Raw genomic sequence first — 15,525 nt, 5'->3', positions numbered from 1 at the left:
AGCGATGAACACCAAGGAACAACACCCGCATTCGGAACGTGACGAGGAAGACGTCGACAAGGCCGTTGAAGATACTTTCCCTGCGAGCGATCCGCCCGCGACGGGCGGCGTGACGCGCATCGAGTCCGACGAGGAGTCAAAGGAAAAGAAATAAGGCTTCGGCCCGACCTGTAATCGCATGTTCAAAGCCGCGTCATCGACGCGGCTTTGTCGCATGATGATCAACCCCGTTCGATCTCGAAGAGCCGCGAAGGACGCAGATGATTGAGCGCGTAGTGCTTGCGCCCGCGCAGTGTGTGTCCATGTGCGTCGCGCCCTTCGAAGCGCACGCGGTCTTCCACTTCCGGAACCGTCGGCGCGACCATGCCGCGATCGATCAGCCGATAACCTCGCTCCAGCGCCAGCAGCAGGCCGTTGCGCGCTGGACGGCTATCGAAACCACCGAGGCCGTCGCCGGGTTCGGGCACGTAGTTCACCGGCGTTGCGTTCGAATTGATCACCGCATCCGGCTGACGTGCGCGCATTTCCATGTCGCGCTGTGCTTCGCGATTCTTGCCATCGGCATCCACGGTGTCGTCGGGGCCGTCGTCGTTGGCGACATCAATACCGCGCGGCGGTTTCTCATACGTTCCCTGCGGGCCGATGTGCATGCCTTCGCGCGTCGTCTCCGCGCGCACGCCGCTTTTCGCGCCCGCGCCCGCATGTGCTTCGCCGCCCGCGGCGGCCTTCTGCGCATCGTCCATCCGCACGTGCGCGGTCTCGGCGCCGGGCGTCTTGATCGGACTGTCGGCGGTGCGCTTCGTCTGCTTGTCCTGCGGCTCGTTTGCTTCAGCGTTGTTCATCGCGTTGCTCCGTTGGATCTGAACCATTCGGTTGGCTCGCAAGGTTCGTTCCGGCTTTTTGGCGACGGAACCGCCGCCCTTGTCGTAGCGCGCCTTGCAGGCAAGCAGAAATTTTCGGGATTTTTTTTCAACCCCAAGCCGATTTCCAGCAAGTATTATTTGGAACCTGTCGGCGGCAAACTGCAAGACGGGATGCGGGCAATCAGGAGGACGCATCCCACGCGCCGCCCATCCAGCGCATTGCCATTCGAACGAGCAGGGCACTTTCACACAGGTGACTCATGCAACACGATGCAGCCTTTTCACATCGAGGCTACCTTCTAAACTGCGCGCCCGCCCGGGCCGGAGACGGCAGCTACCAGCCCTACGTGGTGATCTCGCGAACGAGCGACGGTGAACTCGTCGCGAACCGCTTCTTTCCCACCGACCTGCGCTTTCGAGAGGAACGCGAGGCCATTGCGCACGCGCGCGACTGGGCCGTGCGCTGGATCGACGCCAGTAACGTAACGGTGTGACGGTGTTCACGTAACATCGCCGCACGCGGCACATCAGCCACATCAGGCGCTGCGCGGCAAGACGGGGCAAAACCGGTTACGCTTGATCTTTCATCCGCTGTGCGCGTCGCGTGTCACGGCGGCGGCTTTCCCTCGATCCATGCCAGCCCATGCAGAACACGCCCACGTTCGGCGCCGTATCGCCGCTCGAACCCTCTCACGAGATCTCCCGCGACGCCGTCCAGGAATGGGGCCTTGCGCAGATCGTCGCTGACCTGCGCCAGTCGCGCGAGGAACTGCATCGCACGCGTCATCCGCTGGGCATACGCGAACTGCCGTCGCGCGAGGCTATCGTCAGGATCGTCAACGGCCTGCGCTCCGCGCTCTTTCCCACGCATTACGGCGCGCCTGATCTGACCGACGAAAGCGTCGATTATTACGTCGGCCAGACGCTGGAAAGCACCTTGCGTCTGCTGCACGAGCAGATTCGCCGCGCACTGCGTTTCCTGCCCGAGCATCGCGACACCGCCGACGCCGAAGTCAGCGCACGCGCCTTCGCGATCGCACGCGAATTCGGCGCGCAGTTGCCGGCCATCCGCGCGCTGCTCGTCAGCGACATCCAGGCGGCCTTCAGCGGCGACCCCGCGGCACAGCACATCACCGAAATCCTGTTGTGTTATCCGGGCATCTGGGCCATGACGCATCACCGCCTGGCCCACGCGCTGCACAAGCTCGGCGTGCCCTTGCTGGCGCGCTTCATCAACGAGATCGCGCATTCGCTGACGGGCATCGACATTCATCCGGGCGCGACCATCGGACCGAGTTTCTTCATCGACCACGGTACGGGCGTCGTGATCGGCGAGACGGCGATCATCGGCCAGCACGTGCGCGTGTATCAGGCCGTGACGCTGGGCGCGAAGAGTTTTCCGTCGAGCAGCGATGGCTCGCTCGTCAAGGGCAATGCGCGGCATCCGGTCGTCGAGGACGATGTGGTGATCTATGCGGGCGCCACGATTCTCGGACGCGTGACGATCGGCCAGGGCTCGGTCATTGGCGGCAACGTGTGGCTGACGCACAGCGTGCCGCCGGGCAGCAATGTGTCGCAGGGCAAGGTGCGCGAAGGGTCGGGCGCCGATGCACCGGGCAACGGCTACGGCGCATGAACCCGCGAGGGTGGCGATGAAACGAAAAGGGCCTTGCAGCGCGCAAGGCCCTTTTCACATGCGGGATCGACCGGTCAGCTGATCAGGTGTTGGAAACGCTGAACGCGTTCTGATTGCCGACGATGGACAAAAACTCGCGTCGCGTGGACGGGTCGTCGCGGAACGAGCCGAGCATGCGCGACGTAACCATCGAGACGCCGGCCTTGTGGACGCCGCGCGTGGACATGCATTGATGCGCAGCTTCGAGAATCACGCCGACGCCGAGCGGTTGCAAGACCTCGTTCAGCGTATCGGCGATCTGCGCGGTCATCTTCTCCTGAATCTGCAGACGCTTGGCGAAGGCATCGACGAGCCGCGCCAGCTTGGAAATGCCGACCACCCGTTCCTTCGGCAGATACGCGACGTGCGCGCGGCCGATGATGGGCACCATATGATGTTCGCAGTAGCTTTCGAAACGAATGTCCTTCAGGACGATCATCTCGTCATAGCCTTGCACTTCGGAAAACGTGCGCGCCAGAATCTCATGCGGATTTTGCGTATAGCCGGCGAAGAATTCCTCGTAGGCGCGTACGACGCGGCCCGGGGTGTCGAGCAGACCTTCGCGAGCGGGGTCGTCGCCGGCCCAGCGCAATAGCACACGCACGGCGGCTTCGGCTTCCTCGCGGCTTGGACGATCATCGGCTTTGTCAGCGGGGATGTCCGAGCCTGAAAGATGGTTCTTGCGCGGGGCGCTCATCGAAAACTCCTGTCGGTCGAATGCAAGACGCGCCGGTCATGTCATGAAAGAGGACCGGCCCGCCGCCATTGTTCCACGTTTTCGATGGCCGCTATGCGGGTCAGGTCTTTCCGCCCCCGTCGATGCCCGAGCCCGTGCGCCATACCTGCTTGCCTTCCTCGGTCAGTTCGCCGCAGCTGCGGTCGCGGTCGGGCTCGGTTCCGGGCTGCGCCATGGAGCCGCCCGGCTGCTCCTGCGACCGTTGCGGCTTGCCCTTGCGTTGCGCGATGCGGTCTTCCTGTGAACGTCCGGCGTAGTTGCTCATGTCGCTTCTCCTTTCGGTTTGAGGCGATGAAAGGCGCGCAAGCCGTGTTCCCGCCGTGTGCGTCTAGCGTTGAGCGGTTGGGTGTTCGAGCCCGCCGAGCACCATCCATGACACGCCGAACTTGTCCGCGACGATGCCGAAGCGCTTGGCGAAAAAGGTGGGCGCCATGGGCATCTGCACTTGGCCGCCGTCCGACAGCGCGTTGAAGTGCTGCTCCGCCTGCTGCTCGTCGTTGGCGGTGAGCGAGAGTGAAATGCCCTTGAATTCCGGCTTGCCGTTGCACCAGCCGTCGGAAGCCATGACGACGGAGTCGCCGATGGTCAGCGCCGCGTGCATGATCTTGTTCTCCGATCCGGGCGGCATGTTGCAGCCGCCGTCGCTGCCCTGATCCTTTCCGGCTTCGGGATTCTCGCTGTAGCGCATCATCATGACGACCTGCGCACCGAGTTTCTCGCGATAGAACGTGATGGCTTCTTCGCAGCGGCCTTCGAAAAACAGATAGGGTTGCACTTGCATGTCCGCTCCTTGGGTTATGACTTTTCGTCCGGGTCCATATCCATCATCAGCGGCACCGAGGCATGTTCATGCACGACACGCCATTCGCCGCCGATCTTCCTGAAACACACGGTGGCGCGCACGATGTCTTCCTGCTCGCCCACGGCAACGCGGTTGACGGTGTGCGCGAAGGCCAGGTCACCGCTTGCCGCGACCTCCAGGTCCCGCATCTCGAAGGCAAGCGGACCTTTCATGCTTTCGAACCAGCGCCGCCAGTGCTCGCGATAAGTCTCGACGCCTCTCACGGATGCAGGCGGCACGACATCGAACACGACGACATCTTCTGCGTAATGACGCACGAGCGCGTCGACATCCTTGGCGAGCACGGCTTGCCGCCATGCTTCGATCAAACCGCGAATGTGCCGGACCTCTTCCGTTTCCTGCGCACGGTCGTTCGACGGATTCATGAGCATCTCCTTGCTCAAGCGATTAACTTTCGACGCGGATTTATTTTTGCTTGTGTACACCGTCCACAAAAAGTAGCAGAGATAATGGACAGTGTCCACATCGGCAAACACCTGAATAATCTGAAATAACATGCCGCCCATGACGAACGGAATGCAGCGCAGCACGTATCGCCACGGCGACTTGCGACGCGCGCTGATCGATGCGGGTATCGAACTCGCTCGCGAAGGCGGGCCGGATGCGATCGTCCTGCGTGAAGCCACGCGCCGCGCAGGGGTCGCGCCGAACGCGGCGTATCGCCATTTCGACAGTCGTCAGGCGTTGTTGTCGGCGGTGCGCTCGGCGGCGCTGTCGTGCGTCGCGCAGGCCATGGAAGAGGAACTTGCGGCGCGGCCAAGGAAGCGCAGCCGCGCGGATGCCGCGCGCGCCGGGCTGCGGGCGGTGGGCGCCGGTTATCTGCGTTTCGCGCAGTCAGAGACGGGACTATTCCGCACGGCGTTTGCCGCGTCGCGCACGGAATGGGGCGAGCATGCGGAAGCGTACGGCGCGGGTCCGGGCGGACTCGATCCCTTCCAGTTGCTGAGCCGCGCGCTCGACGACATGGTGACTACTGGCGCACTCGATGCAACCCGTCGCGACGGAGCGGAGTATCTGGCGTGGAGCGCGGTGCATGGCTTCGCGCTGCTGTTGATCGAAGGCCCGCTGCAGGGTATGAACGACGCGCAGATCGGGCCGCTTGCGGAGCGCCTGCTCGCGATGGTCGAGCACGGTCTTTGAATCGGCGTCGGCGTGTTGCGCGAGTCTACTTCGCCGACGATTCCTCGCCCGCCACCGGCTCGACCACGCTGATGAGCAACAGCAGACACAGCAGCGCGGTGCCGACCATGTACAGGAACACGGCGGTCCAGCTATAGCGGTCGAGCAGCAGGCCGACGGCAAGCGGTGCGCACGCGCCGCCAATCTGCCCCAGCGAATTCACGATGCCGAACGCGGTGGGATAGGTGGCCTTGGTCGCGAGTCCCATCGGATAGGCGGAATAGCCCGCGAAGCCGATGCCGAGCATGAGGCCCGCGAGCATCAGCGCGCCGCCGAGATAGGCCACGCTGTCGGGCGCGTCGATCAGCAGAAAGGTCATGATCATCGTGCCGAGCGCGCCGAGCATCATCATCGGCTTCCGGCGGCCGCCGAGCAGGCGGTCCGAGATGATGCCGCCGAGCATGTTGCCCGTGACCGCGCCGATGAACGGCGCCGACGCGAGAAAGCCCATCTTCACCGAGGCGAAGCCCTTCACCGTGACCAGATAGGTCGGGATCCACGAGATGAAGATGTTGCTGATGCCGATCATGCAGCCATAGCCCAGCGCAATGCCGAAGATATTCCACGAACTGAACACCTGGCGGATCGTTTCGAGTTGCGGCACGCGCTTCGTGCGGTTGATGGCGTCGAGCCGGGGCATCGGCGTCATCTGCGCGCGAATGGGCGTGCGGCCGGCGTGCTGGTCGTGGCTCGATTCATCGGCGATATAGCGGCGCTCGGCGGGCGAGCAGAAACGGTTTTCATCGGGCGAGTTGGTCACCAGCACGAGCCACACGAGCGCCAGCACGATGCCCGGAATCGCGAAGACATAGAAGATCTCGCGCCAGCCCCACAGATTGATCACGATGAGGCAGACCGAAGGCACGATCAGCGGGCCGAGTTTGGACGCGGCGATCCACAGGCCGGCGGCCGTGCCTTTCTCGCGCTTGGGAAACCAGCGGTTGATGACGTTGGTGCAGCCGATGCCAAGCGGTCCTTCCGACAGACCCAGCCCCACGCGATAAGTCATCAGCAGTAACACCGACGACGTCGTGCCCATCAGGCCGGTGAACACCGAGGTCAGGATCATGAAGACCGAGAACAGGAGCCCGGCGGTGCGTTCGCTGAGCCGCTTGTAGAGCAGGCCGACCGGAATCTGCACGAAGCCGTAGGCGAACGAGAACAGGCTGACGATCAGGCCGGCCTCGGTGTTGCTGATGTGATATTCCTTCTTCAGATACGGCAAGGCGATGCCGAAGTTCGCGCGATCCGCGCAGGCGATGGCCCAGATGCAGAAGATCAGGCCCATCACGACCCAGCGATGTTTCGTGCGCTTCCCGGTGGTGGCGTCCGCATTCGACGAAGCGACGATGCCGTCGGCATTGCTCATCGTGCTGCCTCCTTGCCGGACGGCTTGGCGACATTCAAAAGAAGGGGAAATGAATGGCAGTCAGGGCGCAGGCTCACGCTGTTGTCTCCGAGTCGTTATCAAGGCTTTTTTGTTGATATGCCTCGTGATGCTTCAAATTGTGGAGACGCCCTGCAAGAGCGTCCAATCTTTTATTGCTATTACGTGATTCCCGGATTGAATCGATGGGCGTTGCATCCAGGAGTGGATCAACTGATAGCGTTTTGGGATTGGACGCATGCGCTCGAAGCACGCATGATGCGCTTCACATCGGTCATCGAATGAGAGGAAGCGCATCACATGAAGCCGCATATTCTGCAACTCAATCCCATCCTCGTTCCCGCGATCAACCAGAAGCTCGATGCGCTCTACGTCATGCACCGGCTGTACGAACAGGACGACAGGGAAGCCTATATCCGCGAGCACGGCGCGGCGATTCGCGGCGTGATTACCGGCGGTCACACGGGCATTTCGAACGACATGATCGAACGCCTGCCGGGCTTGCAGGTGATTGCGGTGAACGGTGTCGGCACCGATGCCGTCGATCTCGCCTTCGCGCGTTCGCGCGGCCTGCCGGTGACGGGCACCTTCGGCGCGCTGACCGAAGACGTCGCCGATCTCGCTATCGGACTGATCATCACAGTGCTGCGCGAGATCTGCTCCGGCCACGACTTCGTGAAGACCGGCAAGTGGCCATCGAACCCGAGTCCGGCTGCGATTCCGCTGTCGCGCCGTTTCAGCGGCAAGCGCGTGGGCATCGTGGGCCTCGGCAAGGTCGGCCGCGCAATCGCGCAGCGCGCCGCAGCCTTCGGTTGTCCGATTGCCTATACCGACGTGCGCGAGATGAGCGACGTCGCGTATGCCTACGTGCCGGACCTGCTGTCGCTGGCGCGGACCAGCGACATCCTGGTGCTCGCTGCGGCCGCGGACAAGGCGCAGGGCATCGTGAACGCCGCCGTGCTCGATGCGCTGGGCAAGGACGGCTATCTGATCAACATCGCGCGCGGCAAGCTGGTGGTGGAAAGCGATCTGTGCGACGCGCTGGCGCGCGGTGCGATCGCGGGCGCGGGCCTCGACGTATTCGTCGACGAACCCAACGTGCCGGCCGCCTTGCTGGCGAGCGAGCGTGTCGTATTGCAGGCGCATCGTGCGAGTGCGACGGTGGAATCGCGCACGGCGATGGGCGAGATGGTGCTCGCGAGTCTCGCGCAGGCACTGGCGGGACAGCGTCCCGAGGGCAGCCTCACCACGTGACGCCTGCATGAGCCGCGCCGCGACGAACCTATAATGATCGGCACCTCCATCAACGTCGATGACGAATGCTCGATCTCGGACAAGTACGTTGCTTCGTTGCCGCGGCGACTGAACTGAACTTCAGGCGCGCCGCGGCGCTGCTCAACATGACGCAGCCTCCGCTCTCGCGCCAGATACATCTGCTCGAAGAGAACCTGGGCGTGCAGCTGTTCGAACGCATCGGCCGCACGGTCAGGTTGACCACGGAAGGCCGCGTGTTCCTCGCCGATGCCACGCGTCTGCTGAATCTTTCCGACCAGGCCGAGAGCACGGTGCGGCGCGCCAGCACCGGCAAGACGGGGCGGGTGCGCATCGCGTTCACCGGCGCGGCGGGCTACGAGCTGATTCCCGGCTTGCTCGTCGCGGCGAAGCAGCACTTGCCGGATATCGATGTCGTGCTGCTGGAGATGATCTCGGTGGCGCAGATCGAGGGCTTCGAGGCCAATGCCATCGACCTGGGTTTTCTGCGGCCGCTGCCGTCACGGCAGAAAGTGGAGTTCATGCTGGTCGAGCGCGAGCCGATGATCGTCGCCTTGCCCGCCGGACACGCACTGTGCGCCTTCCCGCAACTGGAACTCAGGCAACTGCACGAGCAGGCCTTCATCATGCACTCGCCCGCGCATGGCAAATACTTCCATGACCGCATCATGGGCCTCCTCGCGGCCGAGGACGTGACGCCGCATTTCACGCAATACATCGACCAGACGCCGACCATTCTTTCGCTCGTGCGCGCGGGACTGGGCGTGTCGATCCTGCCCGCATCGTCGCAGCGTTTTCACTATGACAACGTCGCGTTCAGGGAAATCGCGGGCCATACCGTTCACGCGGAAATGAGCATGGCGTGGCGCACGGATCAGGATAATCCCGCCGTCACGGCCTTCCGGCACATGGCGGCGGACTACTTCGTCAAGCGGCGCGCCTGATGGCGTGCGCGGTGGCGTCGATGGCCGCGCACGCCTTCTCCACGATCTCGTCGATCTCGGCATGCGTGACCACCAGCGGCGGTGACAGCAACATGCGGTCGTCGCTCGCGCGCATGACGAGATTGCCTTCGAACGAGAAGTCACGACACAGCGTGCCGATTGCATCGGCGTCGTCGAAGCGCTTGCGCGTGGCCGGATCCTCCGCGAGCTGAATACCCGCGACGAGCCCCGTTCCCGCGATCTCGCCGACGATCGGATGACCCGCGAGCGCCTCGCTCAGACGCTTCTGGAAATAAGGCCCGGTATCGTGCCTGACGCGCGTCACGATGCCTTCGTCGCGCAACAGGTTCAGGTTCGTCACGGCTACCGCGGCCGCGAGCGGATGCCCGGAATACGTGAAGCCGTGATTGAATTCGCCGCCTGCGATGATCGCCTCCGCGATGGCATCCGAGAGCGCGACGGCGCCCATCGGCACATAGCCGCTTGTGATGCCCTTGGCCATCGTGATGACATCCGGCTCGAAGCCGAAGTGCTCATGCGCGAACCATTCACCGGTGCGCCCGAAACCGCCGATCACTTCATCGGCAATCAGCAGCACGTCATGCTCGCGGCAGATGCGCTGGATTTCCGGCCAGTAGCTCGCAGGCGGAAAGATCACGCCGCCCGCGCCCTGGAACGGTTCGCCGATGAACGCCGCGACGTTGTCCGCGCCGAGTTCGAGGATCTTCGCTTCGAGCTGACGCGCGCACACCAGCCCGAAGGTGTGTGGCTCCATCGTGCCGCCTCCGCCGAACCAGTAGGGCTGGCCGATGTGCGCGACGTGTTCGAGCTTCGAAGGCATCTGCTCGTGCATGCCGGCCATGCCGCCGAGCGTCGCGGCCGCGATGGTCGAGCCGTGATACGCGTTGTGGCGCGCGATCACATGGCGCTTTTCCGGCTTGCCTTGCACGGCCCAATAGCGATGCACGGCGCGCAACGCGGTGTCGTTCGCTTCGGAGCCGCTGTTGCAATACAGGAAGCGGTTGAAGCGCGCGGGCATGAGTTCCGCGAGCAATGCCGACAGTTCCGCCACCGGCGGATGCGTCGTCTTGAAGAAGGTGTTGTAGTAGGGCAGTTCGTGCATCTGCCGGCAGGCGGTGTCAATGAGTTCCTGTCGTCCATAGCCGAGGTTCACGCACCATAGCCCCGCCATGCCGTCGATGATCCGCACGCCGTCCGAATCCCGCAGATACACGCCTTCGCCCTTTACGATCACGCGGCTGCCCGTGCGATTGAGCGCGCCCATGTCGGAGAACGGATGCAGGTGATGCGCGGCGTCGAGTGCCTGGTAATGAGCGGTCCAGTCGATACGATCGTTCATGTTGTCGTCTCCTTGATTCAAACGTGCAGCAACAAATGTCTGCGTTCCCATGAACTGATGACGCCGAAGAACGCTTCGTTCTCGGTTTCCTTCAGCGCGAGGTACGCGCGCACGAAAGTCTCGCCGAGCAGGTCCGCCAGCGGCTGGCATGCGCCCATCAGCGTGAGGCCTTCGTCGAGATTGCGGGGCAGCTGATACGGCAGACGATAGCCGTCGCTCGCGAGCGGCGCCGTGGGCTCCAGATGCTGCGTCATGCCGAGATAACCCGCCGCGAGCGTGGCCGCCATCGCCAGATACGGATTGCAGTCCACGCCGGGAATGCGGTTCTCGATGCGTCGCGCCTGCGGTGCGGCATGCGGTACGCGAAAGCCCACGGTGCGGTTGTCGTAGCCCCATTGCACGTTGATCGGCGCGGCCATGAAGCGCGACAGCCGGCGGTACGAATTGATGTACGGCGCAAAAATGGGCATTAGCGCGGGCGTGTATTTCTGCAAGCCGGCGATATAGCTATAGAACAGGCCGGTGGGTTCGCCGTCGCGGCCGGAGAAGAGATTGCGGCCGGTTTCGGCATCGACGAGGCTCTGGTGCACGTGCATGGCCGAGCCGGGCTCGTTCTCCATCGGCTTGGCCATGAAGGTGGCGTACATCTGGTGGCGCAGCGCCGCCTCGCGCACGGTGCGCTTGAACAGGAACACACGGTCCGCGAGATTCAATGCATCGCCGTGCATGAAGTTGATTTCCATCTGCGCCGCGCCGACTTCATGGATGAGCGTGTCCACCTCCAGTTCCTGCACCTCGCAATACTCGTAGATGTCCTCGAAGAGCGGATCGAATTCGTTGACGGCGTCGATGGAATACGCCTGGCGTCCGGTTTCCGCGCGACCCGTGCGGCCGACCGGCGGCTTGAGCGGCAGGTCCGGGTCGCGGTTCATGTCGACGAGAAAGAATTCCAGCTCGGGCGCGACTACCGGACGCCAGCCTTTCGTTGCGAATTGTTGCAGCACCTGGCGCAGCACGCGCCGCGGGGAGATGGCGACCGGCGTGCCGTCGAAGTGCACGCAATCGTGGATCACCTGCGCGGTGGGATCGGTGGCCCACGGAATCAGGCGGATCGTGTCGGGATCGGGCACGCAGATCATGTCGGGATCGGTGACGCCGGTGATGCCGGTCTCGGGGTAATCGCCCGTCACGGTTTGCAGCATCACGGCTTGCGGCAGGCGCATCGGCTCGCCCGACTCGAACTTGCTGCGCGGAATGATCTTGCCGCGCGCGGTGCCCGCCATGTCGGGAATGATCGCCTCCACTTCGGTGATGTGATGGTGTCGCAGGAATTCGTCGATGCGGTCCATGAGGGTGCTCTCGTGTGTTCAGGGCGCACGCGTCCCGGCGCTCGCGAAGCGTCGCGAGTGCGCAAAAGGACGACGCGCGCGGATTCCGCGTGCGTAGCGGTCAATAAAAATCAGTCAGCGAAGGGAAAGGAGAGAGGCGCTACGGCAGCAGCGAGGCTGCGCCGACGCAATGCACGGCGATGAACGCGCGGGCGGCAATGGCATTGCGCCGCCGCACGCCGCGGCGGGACAGGGCGGTGAGATCCGACAGGAAGCGGCAGTCGGGAAGCATGCCGCAGCGGTCGGTGCAGGCGCGGCGCGAGGGCCGGCGTGCCAGAGGGCTTTGGACTGTCACGATGACACTCATTCGAGTTAAGAGCCATCGCCAGGCTGACGATGACCCTACAGCGAGCATATACGAGCCATGCAGGCCGTCAACCCCGGTTTTTCCATTCATCCGCGACGGCGGATTTTTGCTTCATTCAGGCTTCGTTGCCCAATTCATCGATAATGTCGGCTCTTTTGTCCGTCATCCGCCCTTCGTCATCGAGCCTGATGCTCTCGAACCTGCTCGTCCAACTCGTCAACGGCCTCGCCGACGCCTGCGCGCTGTTTCTCGTCGCCTCGGGACTCTCGCTGATCTTCGGCGTCACGCGCATCGTCAACTTCGCGCATGGCTCGCTGTACATGCTCGGCGTGTATCTCGCGTACAGCCTCACCAGCCGCTTCGGCGCGAGCGTCGCGGGATTCTGGGCCTCGCTCGTCGGCGCGGCGCTGGCGGTCGGTCTGCTGGGCGCGGCGATCGAGGTGATCGTGCTGAGGCGCATCTATCGCGCGCCTGAACTGTTTCACCTGCTCGCCACGTTTGCGCTGGTGCTCATCATCCGCGATGCTGCTTTGTGGCTCTGGGGCCCCGAAGACCTGTTCGGCCCGCGCGCGCCGCATCTCGAAGGCGCCGTGCAATGGCTGGGCCACGCGCTGCCCACCTACGATCTCGCGTTGATCGTGATCGGCCCGCTGGTGCTGCTCGCGCTCTGGTATGCGCTGACGCGCACGCGCTGGGGCACGCTCGTGCGCGCGGCGAGTGCGGATCGGGAAATGCTCGGCGCGCTCGGCGTCAATCAGGCCTGGCTCTTCACCGGCGTGTTCTGCGTCGGCGCAATGCTCGCCGGGCTCGGCGGCGCGTTGCAGGCGCCGCGCATGTCGGCGAACCTGTCGCTGGACCTCGACACCATCGGCAATGCGTTCGTGGTCGTCGTGGTCGGCGGCATGGGCTCGATTCCCGGCGCGTTCGTCGCGGCGCTGCTGATCGCCGAGATCAAGGCGCTGTGCATCGGCATCGGTCATGTGTCGATTGCGGGCATCGACTTGTCGCTGTCGAAGTTCACGCTCGTGGCGGAGTTCGTCGTGATGGCGGTGGTGCTGGTGCTGCGTCCCTGGGGGCTGTTCGGACGTCCGCAAACCGTCGCGCGTTCAGCAGCACCCGCCGAGCGCCCGCTCGTGCCCGCCACGCGGGCGATGAAGTTCGCCGCCGCTGCCGGGGTGCTCGCGCTGGCGGCAGCGCCCCTCGCCGCCGACGCTTTTCCTTACATGCCCGTGCTCTTCGTCGAGATCATGATCGCCGTGTTGTTCGCCGCGAGCCTGCACTTCATCATGGGTCCGGGCGGCATGCATTCGTTCGGGCACGCAGCGTACTTCGGGCTCGGCGCGTATGGCGCGGCCTTGATGCTCAAGCTGTTCGCGCTGCCGATGGAACTCGCGCTCGTGCTCGGCCCGCTGCTCGCGGTCATCGGTGCGCTGGTCTTCGGCTGGTTTTGCGTGCGTCTGTCCGGCGTCTATCTCGCGATGCTCACGCTCGCGTTCGCGCAGATCGTCTGGTCCGTGGTGTTCCAGTGGGATGCGGTGACGGGCGGCAGCAACGGCATCCTTGGCATCTGGCCGGCGCCCTGGCTGTCGTCACCGGTGGCGTTCTACTACCTGACGCTCGGGTTCGCGGTGCTCGGCGTGTGGCTGCTGCGCCGTATGCTGTTCGCGCCGCTCGGCTTCGCGATGCGCGCGGGCCGCGACTCGCCGTTGCGCGCGGAGGCCATCGGCGTGAACGTGGCGCGCGTGCAATGGGCGGCGTTCGTCGCCGCCGCGCTCGTGTGCGGCTTTGCGGGTTCGCTGTATGCGTTCTCGAAGGGCAATATCTCGCCAGAAGCCATCAGCATCGGACGCTCGGTGGATGGCCTCGTGATGGTCCTGCTCGGCGGCATCCAGACGCTTGCCGGGCCGCTCGTCGGCGCGAGCGTGTTCACGTGGCTGCAGGACACGGTCGCGCGCCAGACCGACTACTGGCAGGCGCTGCTCGGCGCGGCCATCCTGGTGCTGGTGATCGCGTTTCCCCAGGGCATCGCGGGCTTCGTGCGCGAGCGCTTCGCCAAGGATGCGTCATGAGCCTGCTGAGCGTCGCGCATCTCTCGAAGTCCTTCGACGGCGTCAAGGCCGTGGACGACGTCTCCTTCGACCTCGAAGCGGGCCAGCTGCTTGCGCTGATCGGCCCGAACGGCGCGGGCAAGTCCACTTGCTTCAACACGATCAACGGCCAGCTGAAACCGACCTCGGGCACGATCCGCTTCGACGGCCACGACATCGCCGGATTGCGTCCGCGCGAAATCTGGCGGCGCGGCGTGGGCCGCACGTTCCAGATTGCCGCGACCTTCAACTCGATGACCGTACTCGAGAACGTGCAGATGGCACTGCTCTCGCACGCGCGGCGGCTGTTCAATCCGTTCGGCCGGGTGGCGTCGTGGCGTGAACAGGAGGCGTTGGATCTGCTCGATCTCGTCGGCATGGCCGGGCATGCGCGACGCAGTTGCGCGGTGCTGGCCTATGGCGACGTGAAGCGCGTTGAACTGGCGATCGCGCTGGCGCACCGGCCGAAGCTGCTGCTGATGGACGAGCCGACCGCCGGCATGGCGCCGCAGGAACGCAATGCGCTGATGGCGCTGACCGCGCGGCTCGCGAAGGAGCGCATGATCGGTGTGCTGTTCACGGAGCACAGCATGGACGTGGTCTTCGCGCATGCCGACCGGCTGATCGTGCTGGCGCGCGGCCGTCTGATCGCGCAGGGCGACGCCGCCACCATCCGCAACGATGCCCGCGTGCGCGAGGTGTATCTCGGCACGGGGGCGTCGTTCACGCCGCGCGTGGCGTCGGCGGGGGAATCGGCATGAGCCTGCTAAAGGTTGCCGGACTGAATGCCTTCTATGGCCGCGCGCAGATTCTCTTCGACGTCGGCTTCGACGTGGGGCGGGGCGAGGTCGTCGCGTTGATGGGCCGCAACGGCGCAGGCAAGTCCACGACGATGAAGGCCGTGATGGGCCTGTTGCCGCGTGTGTCGGGGGCGGTCTCGTTCATGGGCGAGGACATCGCCGGCATGGCGCCGCACCGGATCGCGCGCAAGGGGCTGGGCTATGTGCCGGAAGACCGCCGCGTGTTCGGCGATCTGACCGTGATGGAGAATCTCGATACCGGACGTCAGCCGCCGCGCGAAGACGCCCCGCACTGGACGCCGGAGAAGCTGTTCCGCGTGTTTCCGAATCTCGGCGAAATGCGCGAGCGGCGTGCGAGCCGCATGAGCGGCGGCGAGCAGCAGATGCTCACGGTGTCGCGCACGCTGATGGGCAATCCCCGTCTGGTGCTGCTCGACGAACCGTCGGAAGGGGTGGCGCCGGTGATCGTCGAACAGATGGCCGACATGATCCTGACGTTGAAGCGCGAAGGGCTGGCCATCCTGCTGTCTGAGCAGAACCTGCACTTCGCGGAACTCGTCAGCGACCGCGTGTATGTGCTCGAGAAAGGCCAGGTGCGCCATGCAGGCGCAATGAACGTATTCGCGCGCGACGATGCCGCGCGCCGTGAATTCCTGGGCGTATGA

General features: G+C 64.3%; 18 protein-coding genes. 9 read left to right on the top strand and 9 right to left on the bottom strand.

Annotation, left to right across the window (positions count from 1 at the left end; all coding sequences use genetic code 11):
* Window positions 1-4 precede the first annotated feature (4 nt).
* A complete protein-coding gene (locus tag QCE88_RS37565) occupies window positions 5-154 on the top strand; it encodes a hypothetical protein (RefSeq protein ID WP_309910736.1) in 150 nt (49 codons plus the stop codon).
* Window positions 155-221: 67 nt separating this feature from the next.
* Here the strand turns inward: QCE88_RS37565 and QCE88_RS37560 are convergent, their stop codons facing one another.
* The gene (locus tag QCE88_RS37560; RefSeq protein ID WP_309910734.1) at window positions 222-1,028 is read right to left on the bottom strand and encodes a DUF3005 domain-containing protein; all 807 of its coding nucleotides are present in this window, start codon (window positions 1,026-1,028) and stop codon (window positions 222-224) included.
* A 95-nt stretch (window positions 1,029-1,123) separates the two neighbouring features.
* Between QCE88_RS37560 and QCE88_RS37555 the strand changes: the two genes are divergently transcribed.
* Both QCE88_RS37555 and epsC read left to right on the top strand, forming a co-directional pair.
* A complete protein-coding gene (locus QCE88_RS37555) occupies window positions 1,124-1,357 on the top strand; it encodes a hypothetical protein (protein WP_309910733.1) in 234 nt (77 codons plus the stop codon).
* A 149-nt stretch (window positions 1,358-1,506) separates the two neighbouring features.
* Entirely contained in the window at window positions 1,507-2,499 is a 993-nt protein-coding gene (gene epsC, locus QCE88_RS37550) for a serine O-acetyltransferase EpsC (RefSeq protein ID WP_309910731.1), read from the top strand.
* Window positions 2,500-2,581: 82 nt separating this feature from the next.
* Here the strand turns inward: epsC and folE are convergent, their stop codons facing one another.
* The 4 genes from folE to QCE88_RS37530 form a co-directional block, all read right to left on the bottom strand.
* Window positions 2,582-3,235: a GTP cyclohydrolase I FolE gene (folE, locus tag QCE88_RS37545; RefSeq protein ID WP_309910730.1), complete on the bottom strand. Its 654-nt coding sequence runs from the start codon at window positions 3,233-3,235 to the stop codon at window positions 2,582-2,584.
* A 100-nt stretch (window positions 3,236-3,335) separates the two neighbouring features.
* Window positions 3,336-3,539, bottom strand: coding sequence for a hypothetical protein (locus QCE88_RS37540; protein WP_309910728.1), 204 nt, complete (start codon window positions 3,537-3,539; stop codon window positions 3,336-3,338).
* Between the two features lie 63 nt (window positions 3,540-3,602).
* Window positions 3,603-4,055 (bottom strand): VOC family protein, encoded by a 453-nt coding sequence (locus QCE88_RS37535; RefSeq protein WP_309910727.1) that lies wholly within the window; start codon window positions 4,053-4,055, stop codon window positions 3,603-3,605.
* A gap of 14 nt (window positions 4,056-4,069) precedes the next feature.
* Window positions 4,070-4,501, bottom strand: coding sequence for a nuclear transport factor 2 family protein (locus QCE88_RS37530; RefSeq protein WP_309910726.1), 432 nt, complete (start codon window positions 4,499-4,501; stop codon window positions 4,070-4,072).
* A 139-nt stretch (window positions 4,502-4,640) separates the two neighbouring features.
* Here QCE88_RS37530 and QCE88_RS37525 point away from each other — a divergent pair, with 139 nt between their 5' ends.
* A complete protein-coding gene (locus tag QCE88_RS37525; protein ID WP_309911045.1) occupies window positions 4,641-5,276 on the top strand; it encodes a TetR/AcrR family transcriptional regulator in 636 nt (211 codons plus the stop codon).
* A gap of 25 nt (window positions 5,277-5,301) precedes the next feature.
* Here the strand turns inward: QCE88_RS37525 and QCE88_RS37520 are convergent, their stop codons facing one another.
* Complete coding sequence (locus QCE88_RS37520) at window positions 5,302-6,684, bottom strand: MFS transporter (RefSeq protein WP_309910724.1); 1,383 nt, start codon at window positions 6,682-6,684, stop codon at window positions 5,302-5,304.
* A 318-nt stretch (window positions 6,685-7,002) separates the two neighbouring features.
* On the opposite strand from QCE88_RS37520, the gene QCE88_RS37515 reads away from it, so the two are divergent.
* Together QCE88_RS37515 and QCE88_RS37510 are read left to right on the top strand one after the other, a co-directional pair.
* Window positions 7,003-7,956, top strand: coding sequence for a 2-hydroxyacid dehydrogenase (locus QCE88_RS37515; RefSeq protein WP_309910723.1), 954 nt, complete (start codon window positions 7,003-7,005; stop codon window positions 7,954-7,956).
* 65 nt (window positions 7,957-8,021) lie between these two features.
* A complete protein-coding gene (locus tag QCE88_RS37510; protein WP_309910721.1) occupies window positions 8,022-8,918 on the top strand; it encodes a LysR family transcriptional regulator in 897 nt (298 codons plus the stop codon).
* On the opposite strand, the gene QCE88_RS37505 is transcribed toward QCE88_RS37510, so the two are convergent.
* The 3 genes from QCE88_RS37505 to QCE88_RS37495 all read right to left on the bottom strand — a co-directional run bounded on the left by QCE88_RS37505 (window position 8,902) and on the right by QCE88_RS37495 (window position 11,961).
* Window positions 8,902-10,278: an aspartate aminotransferase family protein gene (locus QCE88_RS37505; RefSeq protein WP_309910719.1), complete on the bottom strand. Its 1,377-nt coding sequence runs from the start codon at window positions 10,276-10,278 to the stop codon at window positions 8,902-8,904. The genes QCE88_RS37510 and QCE88_RS37505 overlap by 17 nt on opposite strands.
* 17 nt (window positions 10,279-10,295) lie before the next feature.
* Window positions 10,296-11,627 carry a glutamine synthetase family protein gene (locus QCE88_RS37500; RefSeq protein ID WP_309910717.1) on the bottom strand — a complete coding sequence of 444 codons (1,332 nt, stop codon included), beginning with the start codon at window positions 11,625-11,627 and terminating at the stop codon, window positions 10,296-10,298.
* A 139-nt stretch (window positions 11,628-11,766) separates the two neighbouring features.
* Window positions 11,767-11,961, bottom strand: a complete 195-nt coding sequence (locus tag QCE88_RS37495; protein WP_309910715.1) for a hypothetical protein — start codon at window positions 11,959-11,961, stop codon at window positions 11,767-11,769.
* A 200-nt stretch (window positions 11,962-12,161) separates the two neighbouring features.
* Here QCE88_RS37495 and QCE88_RS37490 point away from each other — a divergent pair, with 200 nt between their 5' ends.
* Genes QCE88_RS37490 through QCE88_RS37480 form a run of 3 tightly spaced genes read left to right on the top strand, consistent with a single transcriptional unit; the run spans window position 12,162 to window position 15,525 of the window.
* Window positions 12,162-14,042: an ABC transporter permease gene (locus tag QCE88_RS37490; protein ID WP_309910713.1), complete on the top strand. Its 1,881-nt coding sequence runs from the start codon at window positions 12,162-12,164 to the stop codon at window positions 14,040-14,042.
* Window positions 14,039-14,821: an ABC transporter ATP-binding protein gene (locus tag QCE88_RS37485; RefSeq protein WP_309910712.1), complete on the top strand. Its 783-nt coding sequence runs from the start codon at window positions 14,039-14,041 to the stop codon at window positions 14,819-14,821. Before QCE88_RS37490 ends, QCE88_RS37485 begins: the two co-directional genes overlap by 4 nt.
* Window positions 14,812-15,525: an ABC transporter ATP-binding protein gene (locus QCE88_RS37480; RefSeq protein WP_409018308.1), complete on the top strand. Its 714-nt coding sequence runs from the start codon at window positions 14,812-14,814 to the stop codon at window positions 15,523-15,525. The genes QCE88_RS37485 and QCE88_RS37480 overlap by 10 nt, the downstream gene beginning before the upstream one ends.

This window comes from Caballeronia sp. LZ035 (assembly GCF_031451175.1).
In the GTDB taxonomy this organism is placed as follows: Bacteria; Pseudomonadota; Gammaproteobacteria; order Burkholderiales; family Burkholderiaceae; genus Caballeronia.
This window is presented reverse-complemented; position numbering and strand designations above follow the sequence as displayed.

Bases quoted from the DNA above. Each gene is read 5' to 3' on its own strand.
- QCE88_RS37565 (WP_309910736.1), top strand. From the start codon at position 5: ATGAACACCAAGGAACAACACCCGCATTCGGAACGTGACGAGGAAGAC.
- QCE88_RS37555 (WP_309910733.1), top strand. From the start codon at position 1,124: ATGCAACACGATGCAGCCTTTTCACATCGAGGCTACCTTCTAAACTGC.
- epsC (WP_309910731.1), top strand. From the start codon at position 1,507: ATGCAGAACACGCCCACGTTCGGCGCCGTATCGCCGCTCGAACCCTCT.
- folE (WP_309910730.1), bottom strand. From the start codon at position 3,235: ATGAGCGCCCCGCGCAAGAACCATCTTTCAGGCTCGGACATCCCCGCT.
- QCE88_RS37540 (WP_309910728.1), bottom strand. From the start codon at position 3,539: ATGAGCAACTACGCCGGACGTTCACAGGAAGACCGCATCGCGCAACGC.
- QCE88_RS37535 (WP_309910727.1), bottom strand. From the start codon at position 4,055: ATGCAAGTGCAACCCTATCTGTTTTTCGAAGGCCGCTGCGAAGAAGCC.
- QCE88_RS37530 (WP_309910726.1), bottom strand. From the start codon at position 4,501: ATGAATCCGTCGAACGACCGTGCGCAGGAAACGGAAGAGGTCCGGCAC.
- QCE88_RS37525 (WP_309911045.1), top strand. From the start codon at position 4,641: ATGACGAACGGAATGCAGCGCAGCACGTATCGCCACGGCGACTTGCGA.
- QCE88_RS37520 (WP_309910724.1), bottom strand. From the start codon at position 6,684: ATGAGCAATGCCGACGGCATCGTCGCTTCGTCGAATGCGGACGCCACC.
- QCE88_RS37515 (WP_309910723.1), top strand. From the start codon at position 7,003: ATGAAGCCGCATATTCTGCAACTCAATCCCATCCTCGTTCCCGCGATC.
- QCE88_RS37510 (WP_309910721.1), top strand. From the start codon at position 8,022: ATGCTCGATCTCGGACAAGTACGTTGCTTCGTTGCCGCGGCGACTGAA.
- QCE88_RS37505 (WP_309910719.1), bottom strand. From the start codon at position 10,278: ATGAACGATCGTATCGACTGGACCGCTCATTACCAGGCACTCGACGCC.
- QCE88_RS37500 (WP_309910717.1), bottom strand. From the start codon at position 11,627: ATGGACCGCATCGACGAATTCCTGCGACACCATCACATCACCGAAGTG.
- QCE88_RS37490 (WP_309910713.1), top strand. From the start codon at position 12,162: ATGCTCTCGAACCTGCTCGTCCAACTCGTCAACGGCCTCGCCGACGCC.
- QCE88_RS37485 (WP_309910712.1), top strand. From the start codon at position 14,039: ATGAGCCTGCTGAGCGTCGCGCATCTCTCGAAGTCCTTCGACGGCGTC.